This window comes from Paludibacterium paludis, from assembly GCF_018802605.1.
GTDB classification, from domain to species: domain Bacteria; phylum Pseudomonadota; class Gammaproteobacteria; order Burkholderiales; family Chromobacteriaceae; genus Paludibacterium; species Paludibacterium paludis.
This window is the reverse complement of the sequence record NZ_CP069161.1, coordinates 151711-168521: the sequence shown is the minus strand read 5'-3', so window position 1 is coordinate 168521 and position 16811 is coordinate 151711. Positions and strand designations below refer to the sequence as shown.

The following is a 16811-nucleotide window of genomic DNA, read 5'->3' as shown; positions in this document are numbered from 1 at the left end:
CACAACGCCAGACCCCGGGAGTCATTCGCCACAAGCGGAAGGAAAAGAGGAGAGACAACATGTCCATACGGCATGTCGACCTGGAGGAGAAATACACCGCTCCAACCGGGCACGTATTGATGAACGGCATCCAGGCGCTGGTCCGCCTGCCGATGCTGCAACAGGACCGCGACCGCGCCCAGGGCCACCACACCGCCGGTTACGTCACCGGCTACCGCGGCTCGCCGCTGGGCAATGTCGACCAGACCATGCAGAAGGCCGCCAAATACCTGCGCGAGCGCCAGGTGGTGTTTCATCCCGGCCTCAACGAGGATCTCGCGGCGACCGCCGTCTGGGGCACCCAGCAGGTCAATCTGTTCGAAGGCGCGAAGTACGACGGCGTGTACGCCATGTGGTACGGAAAGGGACCGGGCGTCGACCGGTCAGGCGACGTGCTCAAGCACGGCAACGCCGCGGGCACGAGTCCGCTGGGCGGGGTGCTGATCGTGGCGGGCGACGACCATTCGGCCAAGTCGTCCACCTTCCCGCACCAGTCCGACCACATTCTCGCCGCTTCGATGATTCCGGTGCTCAATCCGTCGGGTGTCCAGGAAGTGATCGATTTCGGCCTGCACGGCTGGGCGATGAGTCGCTATTCGGGATGCTGGGTCTCGATCAAAGCGATCACCGACACCATCGAAAGCTCGGCCATCGTCGATATCTCCCCCGAGCGCCTGAACATCGTGCTGCCGGAGGATTTTCCGATTCCGGAAGGTGGCCTCAATATCCGCTGGCCGGATCCGCCACTCGTGCAGGAAAAGCGTGTGCTGCACCACCGGCTCTACGCCGCCCTCGCCTACGCGCGCGCCAACAAACTCAACCGGGTGGTGCTCGATTCGCCCGCGGCGCGCCTTGGCATCATCACCACCGGCAAATCCTATCTCGATGTGATGCAGGCGCTGGATGACCTGGGTATCGACGAAGCCACCGCTTCCGGCATCGGTCTGCGCATTTTCAAGGTCGGCATGGTCTGGCCGCTGGAACCGGAAGGCGTGCGCCAGTTCGCCCGCGGGCTCGAGGAAATCCTGGTCGTCGAAGAAAAGCGCCAGGTCATCGAATACCAGCTCAAGGAACAGCTGTACAACTGGAGCGACGGCGAACGGCCGCGCGTGGTGGGCAAGTTCGCCGAAAAGGGCGAGTGGGCGCTGCCGCACGGCGACTGGCTGCTGCCCGCCGCGGGCGAGCTGACCCCGGCGATGATCGCCCGCGCCATCGCCAGCCGTCTGGCCACCGTGTTCGACAGCCCGGTCATCCACGACCGCCTGAAGTTCTACGACGACAAGGAGGCCCAGCTGGTCAAGCCGCGCGAGGCGCTGCCGCGCGTGCCGCATTATTGCTCGGGCTGCCCGCACAACACCTCGACCAAAGTGCCCGAAGGTTCGCGCGCGCTGGCCGGCATCGGTTGTCACTACATGGCCTCGTGGATCGATCCGAGCACCAAGACCTTCACCCAGATGGGCGGCGAGGGCGTGCCCTGGATCGGCCAATCGCCGTTCACCGAAACACGGCATGTGTTCGCGAACCTGGGCGACGGCACCTACTTTCATTCGGGTCTGCTCGCCATCCGCGCCTCGGTCGCGGCCGGCGTCAACATCACCTACAAGATTCTCTACAACGACGCGGTGGCGATGACCGGCGGCCAGCACGTCGACGGCTATCTGGATGTGCCGATGATCACCCGGCAGCTCGACGCCGAAGGCGTCAAGCGTATCGTCATCACCTCGGACGACCCGGACAAGTACCGCAACGCGACCGGTCTGGCGGCGGGCGTCGAGGTGTTTCACCGCCGCGAACTCGATCGGCTGCAGCGCGAACTGCGCGAAACCGACGGCACCACCATCCTCATTCACGATCAGACCTGCGCCGCGGAAAAACGCCGCCGGCGCAAGCGCGGTGAATTTCCCGATCCGGCGCGGCGCGCGTTCATCAATGAACGCGTCTGCGAAGGCTGCGGCGACTGCGGTCAGAAATCGGGCTGCCTGTCGGTGCTGCCGGTGGAAACGCCGCTGGGCCGCAAGCGCCGAATCGACCAGTCAAGCTGCAACAAGGATTTCTCCTGTCTGGAAGGGTTCTGCCCGAGTTTCGTCACCGTGGAAGGCGGCAAACTGCGCTCCTCGGCCGGCTCGCGCGCGCGCCTGGAGGACCTTCCCGCCCTGCCCGCTCCGTCGCTGCCGGACCTGTCGCAGCCCTATGGCATCATGGTCACCGGCGTCGGCGGCACGGGCGTCGTCACCATCGGCCAGGTGCTGGGCATGGCGGCCTATCTGGACGGCAAGGGCGTGACCGTGCTCGACATGGCCGGCCTCGCGCAAAAAGGCGGTTCCGTCTGGTCGCACGTGCGGCTCGCCGACTCGCCGGACAAACTGCATGCGGTACGCATCGCCGCCGGCGACGCCAATCTGGTGCTCGGCTGCGATCTGGTGGTCACGGCCGCCGAAGAGGCCCTCGCCAAAATGCGCGAAGGCTTCACACACGCCGTCCTGAACAGTTACGAAGCGCCGACCAGCGCCTTCCTGCGCAACCCGGACCTGCGCTATCCGGCGCGCTCGATGAAAGATGCCGTGATCGACTCGGTCGGCGCCGGACGGTATTCGGAAGTCAACGCCACCCGCCTCGCCACCCAACTGATGGGCGACGCCATCGCCAGCAATATGTTCATGCTGGGGTTCGCCTGGCAAAAGGGGCTGGTGCCGGTGTCCGAGGAGGCCATCCTGGAAGCGGTGCGGCTCAATGGCGCGGCGGTGTCGTTCAATCAGCAAGCGTTCCGGTGGGGACGTCACGCCGCTCACGATCCGGCGCGCATCGAAGCGCTGGTCACCCCGAACGCGGTGGTGCAGTTTGTTCCACGTGAAACACCGGATGCCGTGCTGCATCACCGCTCGACTTATCTCGCCGCCTATCAGAACGAGGCGCTGGCGGAGCGTTACCGCCAATTGGCGCAGCGGGTGAAAAACGCCGAAGAACGCCTCAAGCCCGGCAGCCAGGCGCTGACGCTCGCGGTGGCCCGCGCCTATTTCCACGTGCTGGCCTACAAGGACGAATACGAAGTGGCGCGGCTCTACACCGACGGGGAATTCCTGCGTGAACTCGGCAACCAGTTCGAGGGCGATTACCGGCTCACCTTCCACCTGGGCGCGAGCTGGATGACCGGGGGCAAACCGCGCAAACTCAAGCTCGGACGCTGGGTATTGCCGGGGATGAAAGTGCTCAGCCGCCTGCGCTTTCTGCGCGGCACGCTCCTCGATCCGTTCGGCTGGCAGACCGACCGCAAACTGGAGCGCCGGCTGATCACCGAGTACGAAACCCTGGTGGAACGGCTCTTGGCCGGACTGCGCGCCGACAATCTCGCGCTGGCGGCCGATATCGCTCGTCTGGCCGAAAGCGTGCGCGGTTTCGGCCACGTCAAGGCGAAACAGTACGAGATCGTCAGGGAAAAGGAAAACGAGCTGATGGGGCGTTTTGGCGGACCCGGCGACAGCCATCCGAAAGAAGCGGCGGCCTGACGGTAATTAGCACCAACCGGCGGGGCACGCCACACCGTGCCCCGTTTTCATTTGGACAGGCATTCCTGAATCAGTCCAATCAGTCCCATGCCGGCGAACATGCCGATCAGGATGCCGAGCTGGGGTGTCACACCCAGACCGGGAAACAACCACCAACCGAGGAAAGCGCCGGGAATGCCTCCCAGCCAGAATGCGTGTCCGAACCGTTTGTCTTCGTCGAGTTCTTGCCGCTGTGCAGACCGCTGAGCGCCGTGAAAACGACTCGCAGGGTCCTCGCTTTGCGTGTGCATGACAGAATGGCCAATCAGGTAATGGCAAAATCATAAGCTTCATCGAGCCAACCACTCATGATCCAGATCAAACAACATCTGCCCCGCTTCGGTGAACGCCTGCACCGTTTCAGGACAGCAACAGGCTCAGCCGCCTGGCGCAATCGAGCGCCGCCGCCGAGTCGCGCGACTCTTCCTGCCAGATCCAGATACCCGATTGCGCATCGAGCATTTCGACGAGCCAAAGCTTGCCGTTGCCCGGTCCCAGCGATACCAGGCGGGCCCTTACCGGCCGCCGGTAGTTGAACATCACAAGCTCCGACGTGCCGGATTCGGAGGCCTGGCGGCGCGGCGCGCGAAAATGGGCGAACATGGATCTCTCCCCGGAGAGTGGCTGACACCCTGCTCTCGCAAACAGCGTGCCAGTTCAATTGGCACGAGGCTTGCAAGGATGGCACCATGAAGACCTCGGCCACCACTTCGGAAATACCCATGCTGATCCGCGATGCCCGCCAGGATGACGTACCGTCGATCCTGGCCATTTTCAATCATGTCATCGCCACCTCCACCGCCGTGTATTGCGACGACCCCGTTACGCTCGAAGAACGCGAAGCATGGTTCGCCGGCCGCCGTGCTCAAGGATTTCCGGTGATCGTCGCCGAAGAGGATGGCCGGGTGATCGGCTACGCGAGCTACGGCGTATTCCGGGGGTTTCCCGGCTTTCGCTTCACGGTCGAGCACAGCGTGCACCTGGCCGAAGACAGCCGGGGCAAAGGCCTCGGCGCCCGCCTGCTCACCGAGCTGGAAGAACGCGCCCGGCAAGCCGGCATGCATGTGATGGTCGGCGGCATCGACGCGGCCAACGAAGGATCGATCCGTTTTCACCGGCGTCTGGGCTACGCGGAAGTGGCGCGCATGCCCGAGGTCGGCATCAAGTTCGGACGCTGGCTGGACTTGGTGTTCATGCAAAAACGGCTCAGCTAGCCGGAACGCGCCGTCTCCTTTCCGGGATTGCCCGTCCGGCAACGAGTGGGGAAATGTCCGACGGCCTAACGGCTGTTGACTGATTCGGCGCCGTCTTCCGTTCGGCTAATGTCTCCTGCTTTAATGACTTGGCAGGAGCAGCAAATGCGCAGAACCTACCTGACGGGACTGGCCTGGCTGATGGCCGGTCCGGCGATCTTGTCCGCCCATGCCGCGCCACCGTTCAACGGCTATGCCGGGCATACGCCGGTCTACCGCCACCACGACGCGCCGGGCCTCGTGACCGAACGCGGAACGGGCCGCCAGGTTGTCGTCATCCACTCGCCGGCGGTGACCACCAGCGACGACATGATCCTGCCGTTCGACCGGCAAACACTGGATACCGAAGGCTTGCCGGCACTGGCTTCGGCGGCGCCGACCGGACAGGACGGACGTTACCTCAGACAGCCCGCCGTCCGCGGCATCCTGGCATGGGAAAACGCTGTCGTGCCCTACCGTTTTTCCGAGGGTTATCCCGCCGATGCGCGCCTCGCGTTCGAACAGGCCGCCGAGCGGTACCGGCAAAAAACCGGTATCCGCTTTGCCCGTCAGGAACGGGCCCTGGGCGACTACGTACGGGTCAGGCTCGATCCGCAGCGCACCTCCGCGGTATTGGGCTGGCGCGGGGGGCGTCAGGATCTGAGTCTGACGCGCGCCGATTCGGTGAATGGCGCCGTGCTTATTCATATGATGGCGCATGCGCTGGGTCTCGTGCATGACCCGCTCTACCGCGATATCTCCCGGACCCGGGCAATGCACGGCGACCTCGATGCCATCGTGCCCGAACTGGCCAAACGCTATCCGCAAGCCGCCAAGCGCGTTACCTCGCCGCGTTCCCCGGCAAGCCAAACCGTGCCGCGGCACAGGCCAACCGTCCAACCCGTGACGGTCGACATGAGCGACGTCTTCCTGCCCGGACAGGATGACGCAGAGAACCGGAGGGACGCGGGCCTGCGCAAGGATCCGGAGACCTCGCGCCATGACGCGCGGCCGGCAAACACGATCCCCGCCGCCGGCCGGAACGACAGCATGACCACCTGGGAAATTCCCGGCGGACGGCCAGTGAGGCTGCGGCAACAGGGCAATGTGATGGTGAGCGGCGACATGGTGGTGGGCAGCCGCGAAGATGTCCTGCAACAGGGCGGCGTGCCCCAACTGGTGAACGAAGCCAACGGACAGGACACCCTGCGCGCGCCGGTGCGCGACGGTGTGCGCAAATGGCATCTGGGCGTGGTGCCTTACCGTTACGCGGCGGAGTATCCCGGCGACGGGCGCCGGGTTTTCGAAGAGGCCGCGGCATGGTACGGCGAGCAGGCGGGGATCCGTTTTCGTCCGGCCGTACCGGGCGACCGGCATGTTCTGGAACTGAGACAGCGCGGCCATTGCGACACCCGCGTTGGCCGCAGCGGCGGCATTCAGCCCGTCAACATGACGCGCGAGTGCGCGCTCAGCCTGCCGGCCACGCTGCACGCGATGGCTCATACCCTGGGTCTCGCGCACGGCTACGACTCACCGGAAACGGATCGCAAGCTTGCGGACACGCTGGCGGCCCCGATGCCGGACGCCGCCGTTCTGGAACAGCTGGCGAGGATGTACCCGACGGTCAAAACCCATCTTGGCCGCAAACCGCGGGGAAAATAGTCCGTAGCAGGACGCCAAAAACGAAAGCGCCGCAGTTACCTGCGGCGCTTCGCGATTTTTTGATTTTGATGCTGTGTCGAGCTGTGAACCAGCCCTCTAGTTTCTCTTCATCCTTTGTACGACTTAGCGCACTTCCACAACAATATCCTTACTGAACACCTTTTCGCAATACTTGCATTTCATTTTTGTATCACTTTTTTTCACGGAAACGTAAAAAAAGCTGCGAACCGGCTCTTTATGGGATATGCAATTGGAGTTGGGGCACGCAAAAATCCCCTCCACCGTTTCCGGCAGCTCCAGCTTGTGCTTCTTCACCACTTCGTAGTTTTCGATCACGTTCACCGTGGCCTTGGGCGCGAACAGCGCGAGCTCGTTGGCCTGCTCTTCGGTCAGCGCGATATTCTCAACCTTGATCAGGTCTTTCGAGCCCATATGCCGCGACGACAGGTTAAGGCCGACGTTGACCCGCTCTCCGCTATCGGAGAAACGGAACAGGCGCAGGATCTTCAGGCCCTGGCCGGCCGGGATGTGATCGATGACGGTGCCTTCCTTGAGGGCTTCGACAGTGCGGGTGTAGTCCATCGTGCTTTCCTTTGCGTTACACCGTTTCGTTCAACACCAGCGCCAGGAGCGCCTGGCGCGCGAAAACGCCATTCTTCGCCTGTTCGAAATAGTAGGCGTAGGGCGTGGCATCGACGTCTGGCGTGATTTCATCGACGCGCGGCAACGGATGCAGCACCCGCAGGTTGTCCCGCGCGTGGCGGAACATGTCGGCGCGCAGCACATACTGCCCCTGGATTTTCTTGAACTCGGCCTCGTCGAAACGCTCGCGCTGCACCCGGGTCATGTACAGGATGTCGACCAGCGGAATCACCTCTTCCAGGCTGTCGCACAGGGTATAGGCGATGCCTTTCTCGTCGAGCTCTTCGCACAGATAGTCCGGCATCGCCAGCGCGTCGGGCGCGACAAAATAGAAGTGGCAGTCGAACAGCGACAGCGCCTGGGCGAGCGAGTGCACGGTGCGCCCGTATTTCAGGTCGCCGACGAAGGCGAGGCTGAGCTTGTCCAGCCGCCCCTGGGTTTCGCGGATGGTGAACAAATCGAGCAGTGTCTGGGTCGGGTGCTGGTTGGCGCCGTCGCCACCGTTGATCACCGGCACGGCGGAAAATTCGCTGGCCAGACGCGCCGCGCCTTCCTTGGGATGGCGCATCACCACCGCATCGGTGTAGGAGGAAATGATCTTGATGGTGTCGGCCAGCGTCTCGCCCTTTTTCGCCGAGGTGTTGGCCCCATCGGAAAACCCGATCACCGTGCCGCCCAGGCGCTGCACCGACGTTTCGAAGGACAGGCGGGTACGGGTCGACGGTTCGAAAAAGCAGCTCGCGATCAGCCGCCCGCGCAACAGGTCGTTGCGCGGCGCGGCCTTGAGGCTCGCGGCGGTGGCCACCACCAGTTCCAGTTCCTCGCGGCTGAAATCGGGAATGGAAATGATGTGCTTGCGGTACAGGGGATTGGTCATGGGGCGGTTTCCTTAAGCGCATCCGGATACAAAAAAAGCCCCTGACAATTCAGGAGCTTTTTTCTCAAACAACGCATCATCCGTGAACGGACGGATCGACGACGGCCGGACAGGCGTCCGTTCCGGGGACTGGGGTGGAGCGCGGCGTCCAGACCATTCATCGCTATGCGTATTCCTTCGGATAATGCGCCGATTATAATCCGAAACGCATGCCAAGGTTAAGCCCGCCACCATGACGGGCTTCCCGTCACAGGCGGAAATTGCCGACCAAAGCCTCCAGATTCGCCGACAATCCGCGCAGATGCTCGACCGATGCCGACACTTCGCGAACCACATCGCTGTTGGACTGAGCCATCAGGCTGATGCGCTCAACATTCTGGGCGATTTCCGAACTGGCCACCGACTGCTCGCGCGTGGACGCGGCGATATCGACGATACTCTGCGCCAGGGTCTGGTTCCGGTCGTACACGGTTCTCATCGCTTGGTTGGCGCTTTCGGCGATGCCGACACTGCTGTCCACCAGCTGATTGCTCTTTTGCACATCGTTCACCGCGTCGCGGGTTTCGGAGCTGATGGCGTTGACGATACGGGTGATCTCCACGGTGGCCTCGGCCGTGCGGCCGGCCAGGTTGCGCACCTCGTCGGCGACGACGGCGAAGCCGCGTCCCATCTCGCCCGCGCGCGCCGCCTCGATCGCCGCGTTGAGCGCCAGAAGGTTGGTCTGGTCGGCGATGTCCTTGATCACCCGGACGATGGTGCTCACTTCTTCGGAGCGCGCGCCCAGCTGGTTCATGCGCTCGGCCAGAGCGTGCATGCTGGTGGTCATGTTCTGGATTTCGCGCGTTACTTCATCGACCGTCTGCACACTGTGTTCGGCCAGATCCCCCGTTTCACGGGCGATCTTGCCCGCCTCCTCGGCGGTATCCGCGATATGGTGCACACTGACGGTGACTTCCTCGACCCCCGCCGCCGTGGCGCTGGCCGCATCGGACTGGCTCGCCGAAGCCTTTTCCACTTGCGCGGCCGATCCGGCCAGTTCCGTCGCCGCGCGCGTCACCGCGAGGCTCTGCTCGCGCACGTCGACGAACATGTCCCTGAGCGACCCGATGAACGCGTTGAAAGCATGCGCCATGCGGCCGATCTCGTCCTTGTTGGCCACATCGATGCGCACCGTCAGATCGCCCTTGCCGGCGGCCATTTCCTCCATGGTGGTGGCCATCGTCAGAAGCGGCCGGGTCAGCGACGTCACCACGATGCCGAGCACCACGAGAATCACCACCAGCGCCGTGGAACCGATGATGATCGCCCACATCGCCTGGCTGCGCGCCGCGGCGGTGATCGACGAGGTGGGCACGCTCACGCCGACCGACCAGAACTGCCCGGTATTGGCCACTTTCACCGGATGGAAGAAATGGGTGAAACCGTCGGCTTCGAAGGTAAAGCGTTCCCCCTTCTTCACCTTGTCGAGCTGGGCCGCGAGCGGGTTGTCCTTTTCCACCGGCTTGCCGTTGAGCTCCGGTTTTTGGGAAACCACATAGAGTCCGCCTTCGGAGATCAGGCGCACATAGCCGTCGTCGCCGACCTTCATCGCGCCGAACCGCTTTTGCAGATCCTCCAGCGACATGTCGGTGGCCGACACGCCGAGGAACTTGCCGTTGGCGTCCTTCATCGCCACCACCAGTGAACTTTCCAGCACCTTCTTGCCTTGCACTTCGTAGATGTAAGGCTCGGTGATGGTGTCGCGGGAGCGGGTTTTCGGGACGAAATAAAAATCGCCCCAGCCGGTTTTTTCATAATCCGGCTGATAGCTTTTCGGGTTGTCCTTGTACTTGGGGAATTCCTTGACCCGGGCGGCATCCATCATCACGTCCAGTTGCGCGACGCCCTTGTCGTTGCGGGTCACATAGGGCGCGAAGCGCCCCGTCGGATCATGTCGCGGCCAGTCCAGACGGAACGCGTCATCGCGCCCGTCGAAGGCTTCCGGCTCCCAAAGCATCCACAATCCGATCGATTGCGGCGCCTTGTCCAGCAACTGCATGATGACGTTGTCGACATGGTGACGGTCCGGCTGGGCGACCCGCTTGTGCCCGAGCACGGAGTTGGCCAGGTGTTCGGGCAACAGGAAGCCCTGATTGAACACCCCCTCCACGTCATGGCTGTAGGCTTCGGCCTTCTGCTCGGCCAGCAGATAGCCGAGTTCCACCGACGAATCGTAACTTTGCCTGGTGATCAGGGCGATCATCGCCGCGAAACCGATCGCGATCGCGATCGCGGCCACCAGGATGATGCGATGGCTCAAACGGCCCCACTTCTTGTTGTTTTCCATTCTGAAACTCCCCTACTGTTCCTGCGCTACCGCGCTATCCTCTTATGGCAAGAGCTTCCCGGGCAGGCTAAGCAGACCGGGCTGCGCCACTATTCACTATACGGCAGCGGCTTCTCCTGTACATTCCCCCTAGCGCAAAAAATGTCTTTCATCGCAAAAGTTTGCGATAGCTCAACGAGACTCCGTGTAAACCGGCGCGGTACCCGGATCCGCCCCGGATGCTTCTCAAATCCGCTACGCAGGCACTACTATTGCAGTTGTCCCGATTTTTGTCCGGTTCGCCCATGATCAAGCGCATCCACATTTCGGATCTTCGTGTCGGCATGTTCATCCATGACCTGAACTGCGACTGGATGTCCCACCCTTTTTTACGCAGCCGGTTCCGCCTCGAAAACGAAGCCGATATCGCGAAAATACAAAGCGCTGGCATTCACGAGCTGTATATCGACACCAGCCGCGGGCTGGACGCCGACGCGCCGACCGCGCAAGAGGTCAAGCGTCAGCTGGAGAGCGAGATACTGGAAATCGCCACCCGGGAAAAGGGCATCGAGCGGCGTGTGGACGCCAGGGAAGAAATCGGCCGCGCGAAGCAGGTCCACGAAGAGGCCCACCAGATCATCCGCTCGGTGTTGCACGATGCCCGGCTTGGCCGCCAGGTGGAACTCGAAAACATCACGCCGTCCGTCGAACGCATGACCCATTCGATCCTGCGCAACAATGGCGCGCTCCTGTCGCTGTGCCGGATCAAGGACAAGGACGATTACACCTTCCTGCACTCGGTGAGCGTCGGCGCGCTGATGGTGAGTTTTTGCAACGCGCTGGGCATGGACAAGGAAACGATCCATCACGCCGGAATTGGCGGCATGCTGCACGATATCGGCAAGATGAAGGTGCCGGACGAGATTCTGAACAAGCCGGGCCGCCTGACGGAAAACGAGTTTTCCGTGATGAAATGCCATGTGGTGGAAAGCCGGCGCATCCTGACGGCCACGTCGGGCATCTCGCAAACCGCCATCGACGTGGCCTCCCAGCACCATGAACGCCACGACGGCAGTGGCTATCCGGAAGGCCTGGAAGGCGACGAAATCTCGCAGCTGGGTCAGATGGCCGCCATCGTCGATGTGTACGACGCGCTGACTTCGGATCGCTGCTACCACGAGGGCATGCCACCGACCGATGCGCTGCGCAAGATCTACGAATGGTCGAAATTCCACTTCAATCCCGCGCTGGTCCAGTCGTTCATGCGCTGCATCGGGATTTACCCGGTCGGCGCGCTGGTCAGGCTAGAAAGCGGGCGGCTGGCGGTGGTGGTGGAACAGAACGCCGACAAGCTCGCGCAACCCAAGGTCAAGGTGTTCTTCAGTCTGCGCGGCAACGGCTACATTCCTCCGGAAATCCTCGATCTGGCCAGGCCCGTCGGATTTGGCGGCGGCGACCGCATCGTCAGGCACGAATCGCCGGAGAAATGGAAAATCGACCCCCTACGCTTCCTGTGAGGGGGCCGGGTACTTCCTGGCGTTCTTGCGGATCTTGTCGCGCGACGCCAGATCCAGGTCGACCCCGGTGACGCGCGCCAGCTGCACAAGATAGAACAGCACGTCGGCGATCTCTTCCTGCAGATGAGCGAACGTTTCCGGATCCGCGGACAGGTTCGCGGCCTCTTCGTCGCTCATCCACTGGAAAATCTCCGCCAGCTCCCCCACTTCGCCGGTCAGCGCCAGCATCAGGTTGCGCGCGGTAAGATAAGGCTCCCAGCCGCGTTCGCCGGCAAACGTTTCGAGCGCCGCGCTAAGCGGCGCCGCATCGACAAGATAATCCGCCATGTCTTACGCGAGACCCTCGGCCTTCATGGCGCGCGCCACGCCTTCGCGCGCCGCCACCCGGTCGAGGTAGGACTTGACCGCGGGCCAGTTTTCCACGGGCATCTTCAGGTAGTTCATCCAGTTCAGGCAGGTGAAGAGATAGCCGTCCGCGACAGTGAATTCGCCCATCAGATAGGGGCGATCCGCGAGTTCGCCGGCCAACCAGTCAAGACGGCTGTGGATGCGGGTCGTGGCGGCCTGCTTCATCTCGTCGGACGAGGCCGGGTTCCACAACGGGGCAAACGACTTGTGGATCTCGGTGGCGATGAAATTCAGCCATTCCTGGAGCCGGTAGCGGGCCATCGAACCGTTGGCCGGCGCCAGGTGCTTTTCCGGGACGAGGTCGGCGATGTACTGCACGATGGCCGGGCCTTCGGTGAGGATGTCGCCGTTGTCCAGCTCCAGGGCCGGCACATAGCCCTTCGGATTGATCGAGGTGAATTGCGCGCCGGACTCGGTCAGGTGCGGGGAGACCTTCAGGTTGACCTTTTCCGTGCTGAACGCGAGGCCCGACTCGCACAGCGCGATGTGAACGGACAGCGAGCACGAACCGGTGGACAGGTACAGTTTCATGGATCCAGACTCCTTTCATGGGTGAAGGCACGACAGGATGTGCCAGATCATGCTCCGCCCATCCCGCCAAATCAACCACAATGCCGGGCGGGGCAATCAGATCCTGTCGTAAAGCCGCGCACCGTTACGCACGAATTCCACCGATTTGACCTCCATGCCGGCATCGAGCGCCTCCTGTTCGGAGATGCCCTGTTCGCGGGCGAAGTCGCGCACGTCCTGGGTGATTTTCATTGAACAGAAATGCGGTCCGCACATCGAGCAAAAATGCGCCACCTTGGCGCTGTCCTTGGGCAGCGTCTCGTCGTGGAACGCCCGCGCCCGGTCAGGATCGAGACCAAGATTGAACTGGTCTTCCCAGCGGAATTCGAACCGGGCCTTGGACAGGGCGTTGTCGCGGATCTGCGCGCCCGGGTGACCCTTGGCGAGGTCGGCCGCGTGGGCGGCCAGCTTGTAGGTGATGATGCCTTCCTTCACATCGTCCTTGTCCGGCAGGCCAAGGTGCTCTTTCGGCGTGACATAGCACAGCATGGCCGTACCGTACCAGGCGATCTGCGCGGCGCCGATCGCCGAGGTGATGTGATCGTAGCCGGGCGCGATGTCCGTGGTCAGCGGACCGAGCGTGTAGAACGGCGCCTCGTCGCACCACTCGAGCTCCTTGTCCATGTTTTCCTTGATCAATTGCATCGGAACATGCCCGGGGCCTTCGATCATCGTTTGCACATCGTGTTTCCAGGCCACTTTTGTCAATTCGCCAAGCGTGCGCAGTTCGGACAACTGAGCCTCGTCGTTGGCATCGTAGATCGATCCCGGACGCAAGCCGTCGCCCAGCGAAAAACTCACGTCGTACGCTTTCATGATTTCGCAGATTTCCTCGAAGCGGGTGTAGAGGAAATTCTCCTTGTGATGCGCGAGGCACCACTTGGCCATGATCGAGCCGCCGCGCGACACGATGCCGGTCAGGCGGCCGGCGGTCATCGGCACATAGCGCAGCAGGACACCGGCGTGGATGGTGAAATAGTCCACGCCCTGCTCGGCCTGTTCGATCAGCGTGTCCCGGAAAATTTCCCAGGTCAGCTCCTCGGCCTTGCCGCCGACCTTTTCCAGCGCCTGGTAGATCGGCACGGTGCCGATCGGCACCGGACTGTTGCGCAAAATCCACTCGCGGGTCTCATGGATGTTCTTGCCGGTGGACAGATCCATGATGGTGTCGGCGCCCCAGCGGATCGCCCAGGTCATCTTGTCCACCTCGTCGGCGATCGACGAGCTCACGGCGCTGTTGCCGATGTTGCCGTTGACCTTCACCAGAAAATTGCGCCCGATGATCATCGGTTCGGATTCGGGATGGTTGATGTTGCACGGAATAATGGCGCGCCCGGCAGCGACCTCGCCACGCACGAACTCGGGCGTGATGGCTTCGGGCAGGGCCGCGCCGAAGGACTGGCCGGGGTGCTGGCGCGTCATCATCGCGGCGAATTTCTCGCCCATCGGCCCCTGCGCCTTGAGCGAGGCGAGATACGCGTCGCGGCGCAGGTTTTCGCGGATGGCGATGAACTCCATCTCCGGCGTAACGATACCGCGCCGCGCGTAATGCATTTGCGTCACATTGGCTCCGGCCCTGGCGCGGCGCGGTTGGCGCGTCAGATTGAAACGCAAGTCGTCCAGCGACGGCATGGCGGCGCGCTCGCGCCCGTAACGGCTGGTCAACTCGGCGAGGCGTTCGCTGTCGCCGCGCTCCTCGATCCAGGCGGCGCGCAGTGGCGCGAGCCCCGAGCGGATGTCGATCACCGCCGCCGGATCGGTATAAGGGCCGCTGGTGTCGTAAACGGTGACCGGAGGATTCCTTTCTCCGCCCATCTGGGTTGGCGTGTCGGCCAGGGAAATCTCGCGCATCGGCACGCGGATATCCGGACGGCTTCCCTCGACATGGATTTTCCGGGAGTTGGGGAAAGGCTGGATGGCGGCCGTATCGACCGTCAGGGATTCATTGAGTTTGGCTGGCGCGTTCATCGTTCGTATCATCCTTGTATGGTGCGATGAAACGGCGCAGGGGAAACGGATGCGCGGCGTGAGCCGCCGCGTGCCGTGCCGGGTACGCGGCAGGCCGAAATGCGCTTCCCTACGCCGGTGTTAACCGGATCAGGTTCGGAGGGTATGTCTCACCCGCGCCGGCAAACCGCTTGCCGCGCAGGACCCCTAGCGATGCTGTGAAGGTAAGGCAAATATGGGATAATCGCAAGTTATCGTCATGAAGCCCTCCGGAGTGAAGCGAATGGATTTCGAGAATGCCCGTTTCAACATGGTCGAACAACAGATCCGCCCCTGGGACGTCCTGGATCCGAAAGTGCTCGACCTGTTGTTTCACGTGAAACGTGAAGAGTTCGTGTCGGACGATCAGCGCCTGATCGCCTTCGTCGATACCGAACTTCCGCTGCCCAACGGCACATCCATGCTGCAACCGAAGGTCGAGGCGCGAATGGTCCAGGATCTGGCGCTGGCCGCCGAGGACCGGGTGCTCGAAGTGGGCGCGGGCTCAGGCTACGTCACCGCGCTGCTCGCCAACCTCGCTAGCGAGGTTCACGCGCTCGAATGCGACCCGGCCATGGCCGACACCGCGCGCAAGCACCTGAAGAAAGCCGGCATCGCCAATGCCGTGGTGCATGTGGCGAACGGCCTTGAAGGGCTGCCTTCCAAGGCTCCCTTCGACGCCATCTTCGTCGGCGGCTCCCTGCCGGTGGCGCCCCTCGCCCTGCGCGATCAACTCGCCGTCGGCGGCCGCATGGTCGTGGTCATCGGCGACGAACCGGTGATGCGCGCGACGCTGATCCGCCGCGATAGCGAAACCGCCTTCTCCGAAACGGTGCTGTTCGATACCTGTATCAGCCGTCTGACCGGCTTCGAGGCGATCGAACCGGAACGGTTCTCGTTCTGATGGTCAGGGAAGTCACCGCGCGCGAGCTCTCGGAACAACTGTCCGGTCCGGGTGCCGCGCCGTTGCTTGTCGATGTGCGGGAAACCTGGGAGTGGCAGATCGCGCACATCGACGGCGCGCTGCACATGCCGATGAATCTCGTGCCGCTGCGCATGGCGGAACTGCCCGACGAGCGGCCGCTGGTCATCGTGTGCCATCATGGCGTGCGCAGCTACCAGGTGGCGCGCTACCTGATCGACGCCGGTTTCGACGATGTCGCCAGCCTCAGGGGCGGCATCGAAGCCTGGGCATGCGATGTCGATCCGTCCCTGGCGCATTACTGAGCCGGCCCGCTCATTCCGTCCCTTACCCGGCCGGGTCATCGCCCCGGCCAGGAAACTTCCCATGAAAACTCTCCCTTATCTGGATACCTCGCTCAAACGCATTCATCCGGGCTGGCTGCCGGTGTTCGAGACGCCCGCCATCGCCGACCGGCTCGCCGCGATCGACGCCGAACTCGGCCGCCGGGCCGACGCGGGAGCCACGGTCTATCCGCCGCGGGAATGCGTATTCCATGCCCTGTCCTTTTTCGCGCCGGCCGATGCCAGGGTCGTGATCCTCGGTCAGGACCCTTATCACGGCGAGGGGGAAGCGATGGGGCTGTCGTTCTCGGTGCCGGACGGAATACGTATTCCGCCGTCCTTGCGCAACATCTACAAGGAAATCGCCGCCGACACCGGCGCGGGCATTCCCGCTTCCGGCGACCTGAGCCGCTGGGCGACACAGGGCGTGCTGCTGCTCAACAGCGTGCTCACGGTCGAGGCCGACAAGGCCGGCAGTCACGGCAAGCTCGGCTGGCAGACCGTCACCGAAGCGCTGATCGACACGGTCAATCGCGATAATCCGGGCTGCGTTTTTCTGCTGTGGGGCAACTGGGCGCGCGCGCATGCCGAAAAGATCGACACCTCGCGCCACCTGGTGCTCGAAGCGGCGCATCCGTCGCCCTTGTCGGCCAGCCGCGGCTTTTTTGGTTGCCGGCACTTTTCCGAAAGCAACGCCTGGCTCGCCGCGCGCGGCAAAACCCCGGTCATATGGAGCGATGCGGGGCGGGAACCGACACTTTTTTGATGCATTCACGGAAAAAAGGG

Annotated in this window: 15 protein-coding genes and 1 riboswitch; of the genes, 7 read left to right on the top strand and 8 right to left on the bottom strand. The window is 63.0% G+C overall.

Going from position 1 to position 16811, the window contains the following annotated elements:
- Positions 1-59: 59 nt before the first annotated feature.
- Positions 60-3542 (top strand): indolepyruvate ferredoxin oxidoreductase family protein, encoded by a 3483-nt coding sequence (locus tag JNO50_RS00745; protein WP_189532810.1) that lies wholly within the window; start codon positions 60-62, stop codon positions 3540-3542.
- Between the two features lie 47 nt (positions 3543-3589).
- Here the strand turns inward: JNO50_RS00745 and JNO50_RS00740 are convergent, their stop codons facing one another.
- Together JNO50_RS00740 and JNO50_RS00735 are read right to left on the bottom strand one after the other, a co-directional pair.
- Positions 3590-3832, bottom strand: a complete 243-nt coding sequence (locus JNO50_RS00740; RefSeq protein ID WP_189532808.1) for a hypothetical protein — start codon at positions 3830-3832, stop codon at positions 3590-3592.
- 109 nt (positions 3833-3941) lie between these two features.
- Complete coding sequence (locus JNO50_RS00735) at positions 3942-4184, bottom strand: hypothetical protein (RefSeq protein ID WP_189532806.1); 243 nt, start codon at positions 4182-4184, stop codon at positions 3942-3944.
- An 86-nt stretch (positions 4185-4270) separates the two neighbouring features.
- Between JNO50_RS00735 and JNO50_RS00730 the strand changes: the two genes are divergently transcribed.
- Together JNO50_RS00730 and JNO50_RS00725 are read left to right on the top strand one after the other, a co-directional pair.
- On the top strand, positions 4271-4795 hold the full coding sequence (locus JNO50_RS00730; RefSeq protein ID WP_280530240.1) for a GNAT family N-acetyltransferase: 525 nt from the start codon (positions 4271-4273) through the stop codon (positions 4793-4795).
- 144 nt (positions 4796-4939) lie between these two features.
- Positions 4940-6475 (top strand): M12 family metallopeptidase, encoded by a 1536-nt coding sequence (locus tag JNO50_RS00725; RefSeq protein WP_189532805.1) that lies wholly within the window; start codon positions 4940-4942, stop codon positions 6473-6475.
- A 123-nt stretch (positions 6476-6598) separates the two neighbouring features.
- On the opposite strand, the gene pyrI is transcribed toward JNO50_RS00725, so the two are convergent.
- The 3 genes from pyrI to JNO50_RS00710 form a co-directional block, all read right to left on the bottom strand.
- Positions 6599-7057 (bottom strand): aspartate carbamoyltransferase regulatory subunit, encoded by a 459-nt coding sequence (gene pyrI / locus JNO50_RS00720; protein WP_189532803.1) that lies wholly within the window; start codon positions 7055-7057, stop codon positions 6599-6601.
- A 16-nt stretch (positions 7058-7073) separates the two neighbouring features.
- Positions 7074-7994 (bottom strand): aspartate carbamoyltransferase, encoded by a 921-nt coding sequence (gene pyrB, locus JNO50_RS00715; RefSeq protein WP_189532801.1) that lies wholly within the window; start codon positions 7992-7994, stop codon positions 7074-7076.
- 247 nt (positions 7995-8241) lie between these two features.
- Positions 8242-10320 (bottom strand): methyl-accepting chemotaxis protein, encoded by a 2079-nt coding sequence (locus JNO50_RS00710; protein ID WP_189532799.1) that lies wholly within the window; start codon positions 10318-10320, stop codon positions 8242-8244.
- Positions 10321-10604: 284 nt separating this feature from the next.
- On the opposite strand from JNO50_RS00710, the gene JNO50_RS00705 reads away from it, so the two are divergent.
- Positions 10605-11816: an HD-GYP domain-containing protein gene (locus tag JNO50_RS00705; protein ID WP_189532797.1), complete on the top strand. Its 1212-nt coding sequence runs from the start codon at positions 10605-10607 to the stop codon at positions 11814-11816.
- On the opposite strand, the gene JNO50_RS00700 is transcribed toward JNO50_RS00705, so the two are convergent.
- The 3 genes from JNO50_RS00700 to thiC all read right to left on the bottom strand — a co-directional run bounded on the left by JNO50_RS00700 (position 11802) and on the right by thiC (position 14762).
- Complete coding sequence (locus JNO50_RS00700) at positions 11802-12143, bottom strand: nucleotide pyrophosphohydrolase (RefSeq protein ID WP_189532795.1); 342 nt, start codon at positions 12141-12143, stop codon at positions 11802-11804. The two genes, JNO50_RS00705 and JNO50_RS00700, sit on opposite strands and share 15 nt — an antisense overlap.
- A 3-nt stretch (positions 12144-12146) precedes the next feature.
- Positions 12147-12755 (bottom strand): glutathione transferase GstA, encoded by a 609-nt coding sequence (gene gstA, locus JNO50_RS00695; protein WP_189532793.1) that lies wholly within the window; start codon positions 12753-12755, stop codon positions 12147-12149.
- A 96-nt stretch (positions 12756-12851) separates the two neighbouring features.
- Positions 12852-14762 carry a phosphomethylpyrimidine synthase ThiC gene (gene thiC / locus JNO50_RS00690; RefSeq protein ID WP_189532791.1) on the bottom strand — a complete coding sequence of 637 codons (1911 nt, stop codon included), beginning with the start codon at positions 14760-14762 and terminating at the stop codon, positions 12852-12854.
- A gap of 89 nt (positions 14763-14851) precedes the next feature.
- Positions 14852-14960: riboswitch (TPP riboswitch) on the bottom strand.
- 64 nt (positions 14961-15024) lie between these two features.
- On the opposite strand from thiC, the gene JNO50_RS00685 reads away from it, so the two are divergent.
- The 3 genes from JNO50_RS00685 (at position 15025) to JNO50_RS00675 (ending at position 16791) form a co-directional block, all read left to right on the top strand.
- Positions 15025-15684: a protein-L-isoaspartate O-methyltransferase family protein gene (locus JNO50_RS00685; protein ID WP_189532789.1), complete on the top strand. Its 660-nt coding sequence runs from the start codon at positions 15025-15027 to the stop codon at positions 15682-15684.
- Positions 15684-16007: a rhodanese-like domain-containing protein gene (locus JNO50_RS00680; RefSeq protein WP_189532787.1), complete on the top strand. Its 324-nt coding sequence runs from the start codon at positions 15684-15686 to the stop codon at positions 16005-16007. The genes JNO50_RS00685 and JNO50_RS00680 overlap by 1 nt, the downstream gene beginning before the upstream one ends.
- Before the next feature lie 61 nt (positions 16008-16068).
- Positions 16069-16791, top strand: coding sequence for a uracil-DNA glycosylase (locus JNO50_RS00675; RefSeq protein ID WP_189532785.1), 723 nt, complete (start codon positions 16069-16071; stop codon positions 16789-16791).
- The last annotated feature ends 20 nt before the right edge of the window (positions 16792-16811 follow it).

Excerpts from the sequence above, each read along its gene's own strand:
- JNO50_RS00745 (WP_189532810.1), top strand. The coding sequence starts at position 60 with ATGTCCATACGGCATGTCGACCTGGAGGAGAAATACACCGCTCCAACC.
- JNO50_RS00740 (WP_189532808.1), bottom strand. The coding sequence starts at position 3,832 with ATGCACACGCAAAGCGAGGACCCTGCGAGTCGTTTTCACGGCGCTCAG.
- JNO50_RS00730 (WP_280530240.1), top strand. The coding sequence starts at position 4,271 with ATGAAGACCTCGGCCACCACTTCGGAAATACCCATGCTGATCCGCGAT.
- JNO50_RS00735 (WP_189532806.1), bottom strand. The coding sequence starts at position 4,184 with ATGTTCGCCCATTTTCGCGCGCCGCGCCGCCAGGCCTCCGAATCCGGC.
- JNO50_RS00705 (WP_189532797.1), top strand. The coding sequence starts at position 10,605 with ATGATCAAGCGCATCCACATTTCGGATCTTCGTGTCGGCATGTTCATC.
- JNO50_RS00725 (WP_189532805.1), top strand. The coding sequence starts at position 4,940 with ATGCGCAGAACCTACCTGACGGGACTGGCCTGGCTGATGGCCGGTCCG.
- JNO50_RS00700 (WP_189532795.1), bottom strand. The coding sequence starts at position 12,143 with ATGGCGGATTATCTTGTCGATGCGGCGCCGCTTAGCGCGGCGCTCGAA.
- JNO50_RS00675 (WP_189532785.1), top strand. The coding sequence starts at position 16,069 with ATGAAAACTCTCCCTTATCTGGATACCTCGCTCAAACGCATTCATCCG.
- pyrI (WP_189532803.1), bottom strand. The coding sequence starts at position 7,057 with ATGGACTACACCCGCACTGTCGAAGCCCTCAAGGAAGGCACCGTCATC.
- gstA (WP_189532793.1), bottom strand. The coding sequence starts at position 12,755 with ATGAAACTGTACCTGTCCACCGGTTCGTGCTCGCTGTCCGTTCACATC.
- JNO50_RS00680 (WP_189532787.1), top strand. The coding sequence starts at position 15,684 with ATGGTCAGGGAAGTCACCGCGCGCGAGCTCTCGGAACAACTGTCCGGT.
- thiC (WP_189532791.1), bottom strand. The coding sequence starts at position 14,762 with ATGAACGCGCCAGCCAAACTCAATGAATCCCTGACGGTCGATACGGCC.
- JNO50_RS00710 (WP_189532799.1), bottom strand. The coding sequence starts at position 10,320 with ATGGAAAACAACAAGAAGTGGGGCCGTTTGAGCCATCGCATCATCCTG.
- JNO50_RS00685 (WP_189532789.1), top strand. The coding sequence starts at position 15,025 with ATGGATTTCGAGAATGCCCGTTTCAACATGGTCGAACAACAGATCCGC.
- pyrB (WP_189532801.1), bottom strand. The coding sequence starts at position 7,994 with ATGACCAATCCCCTGTACCGCAAGCACATCATTTCCATTCCCGATTTC.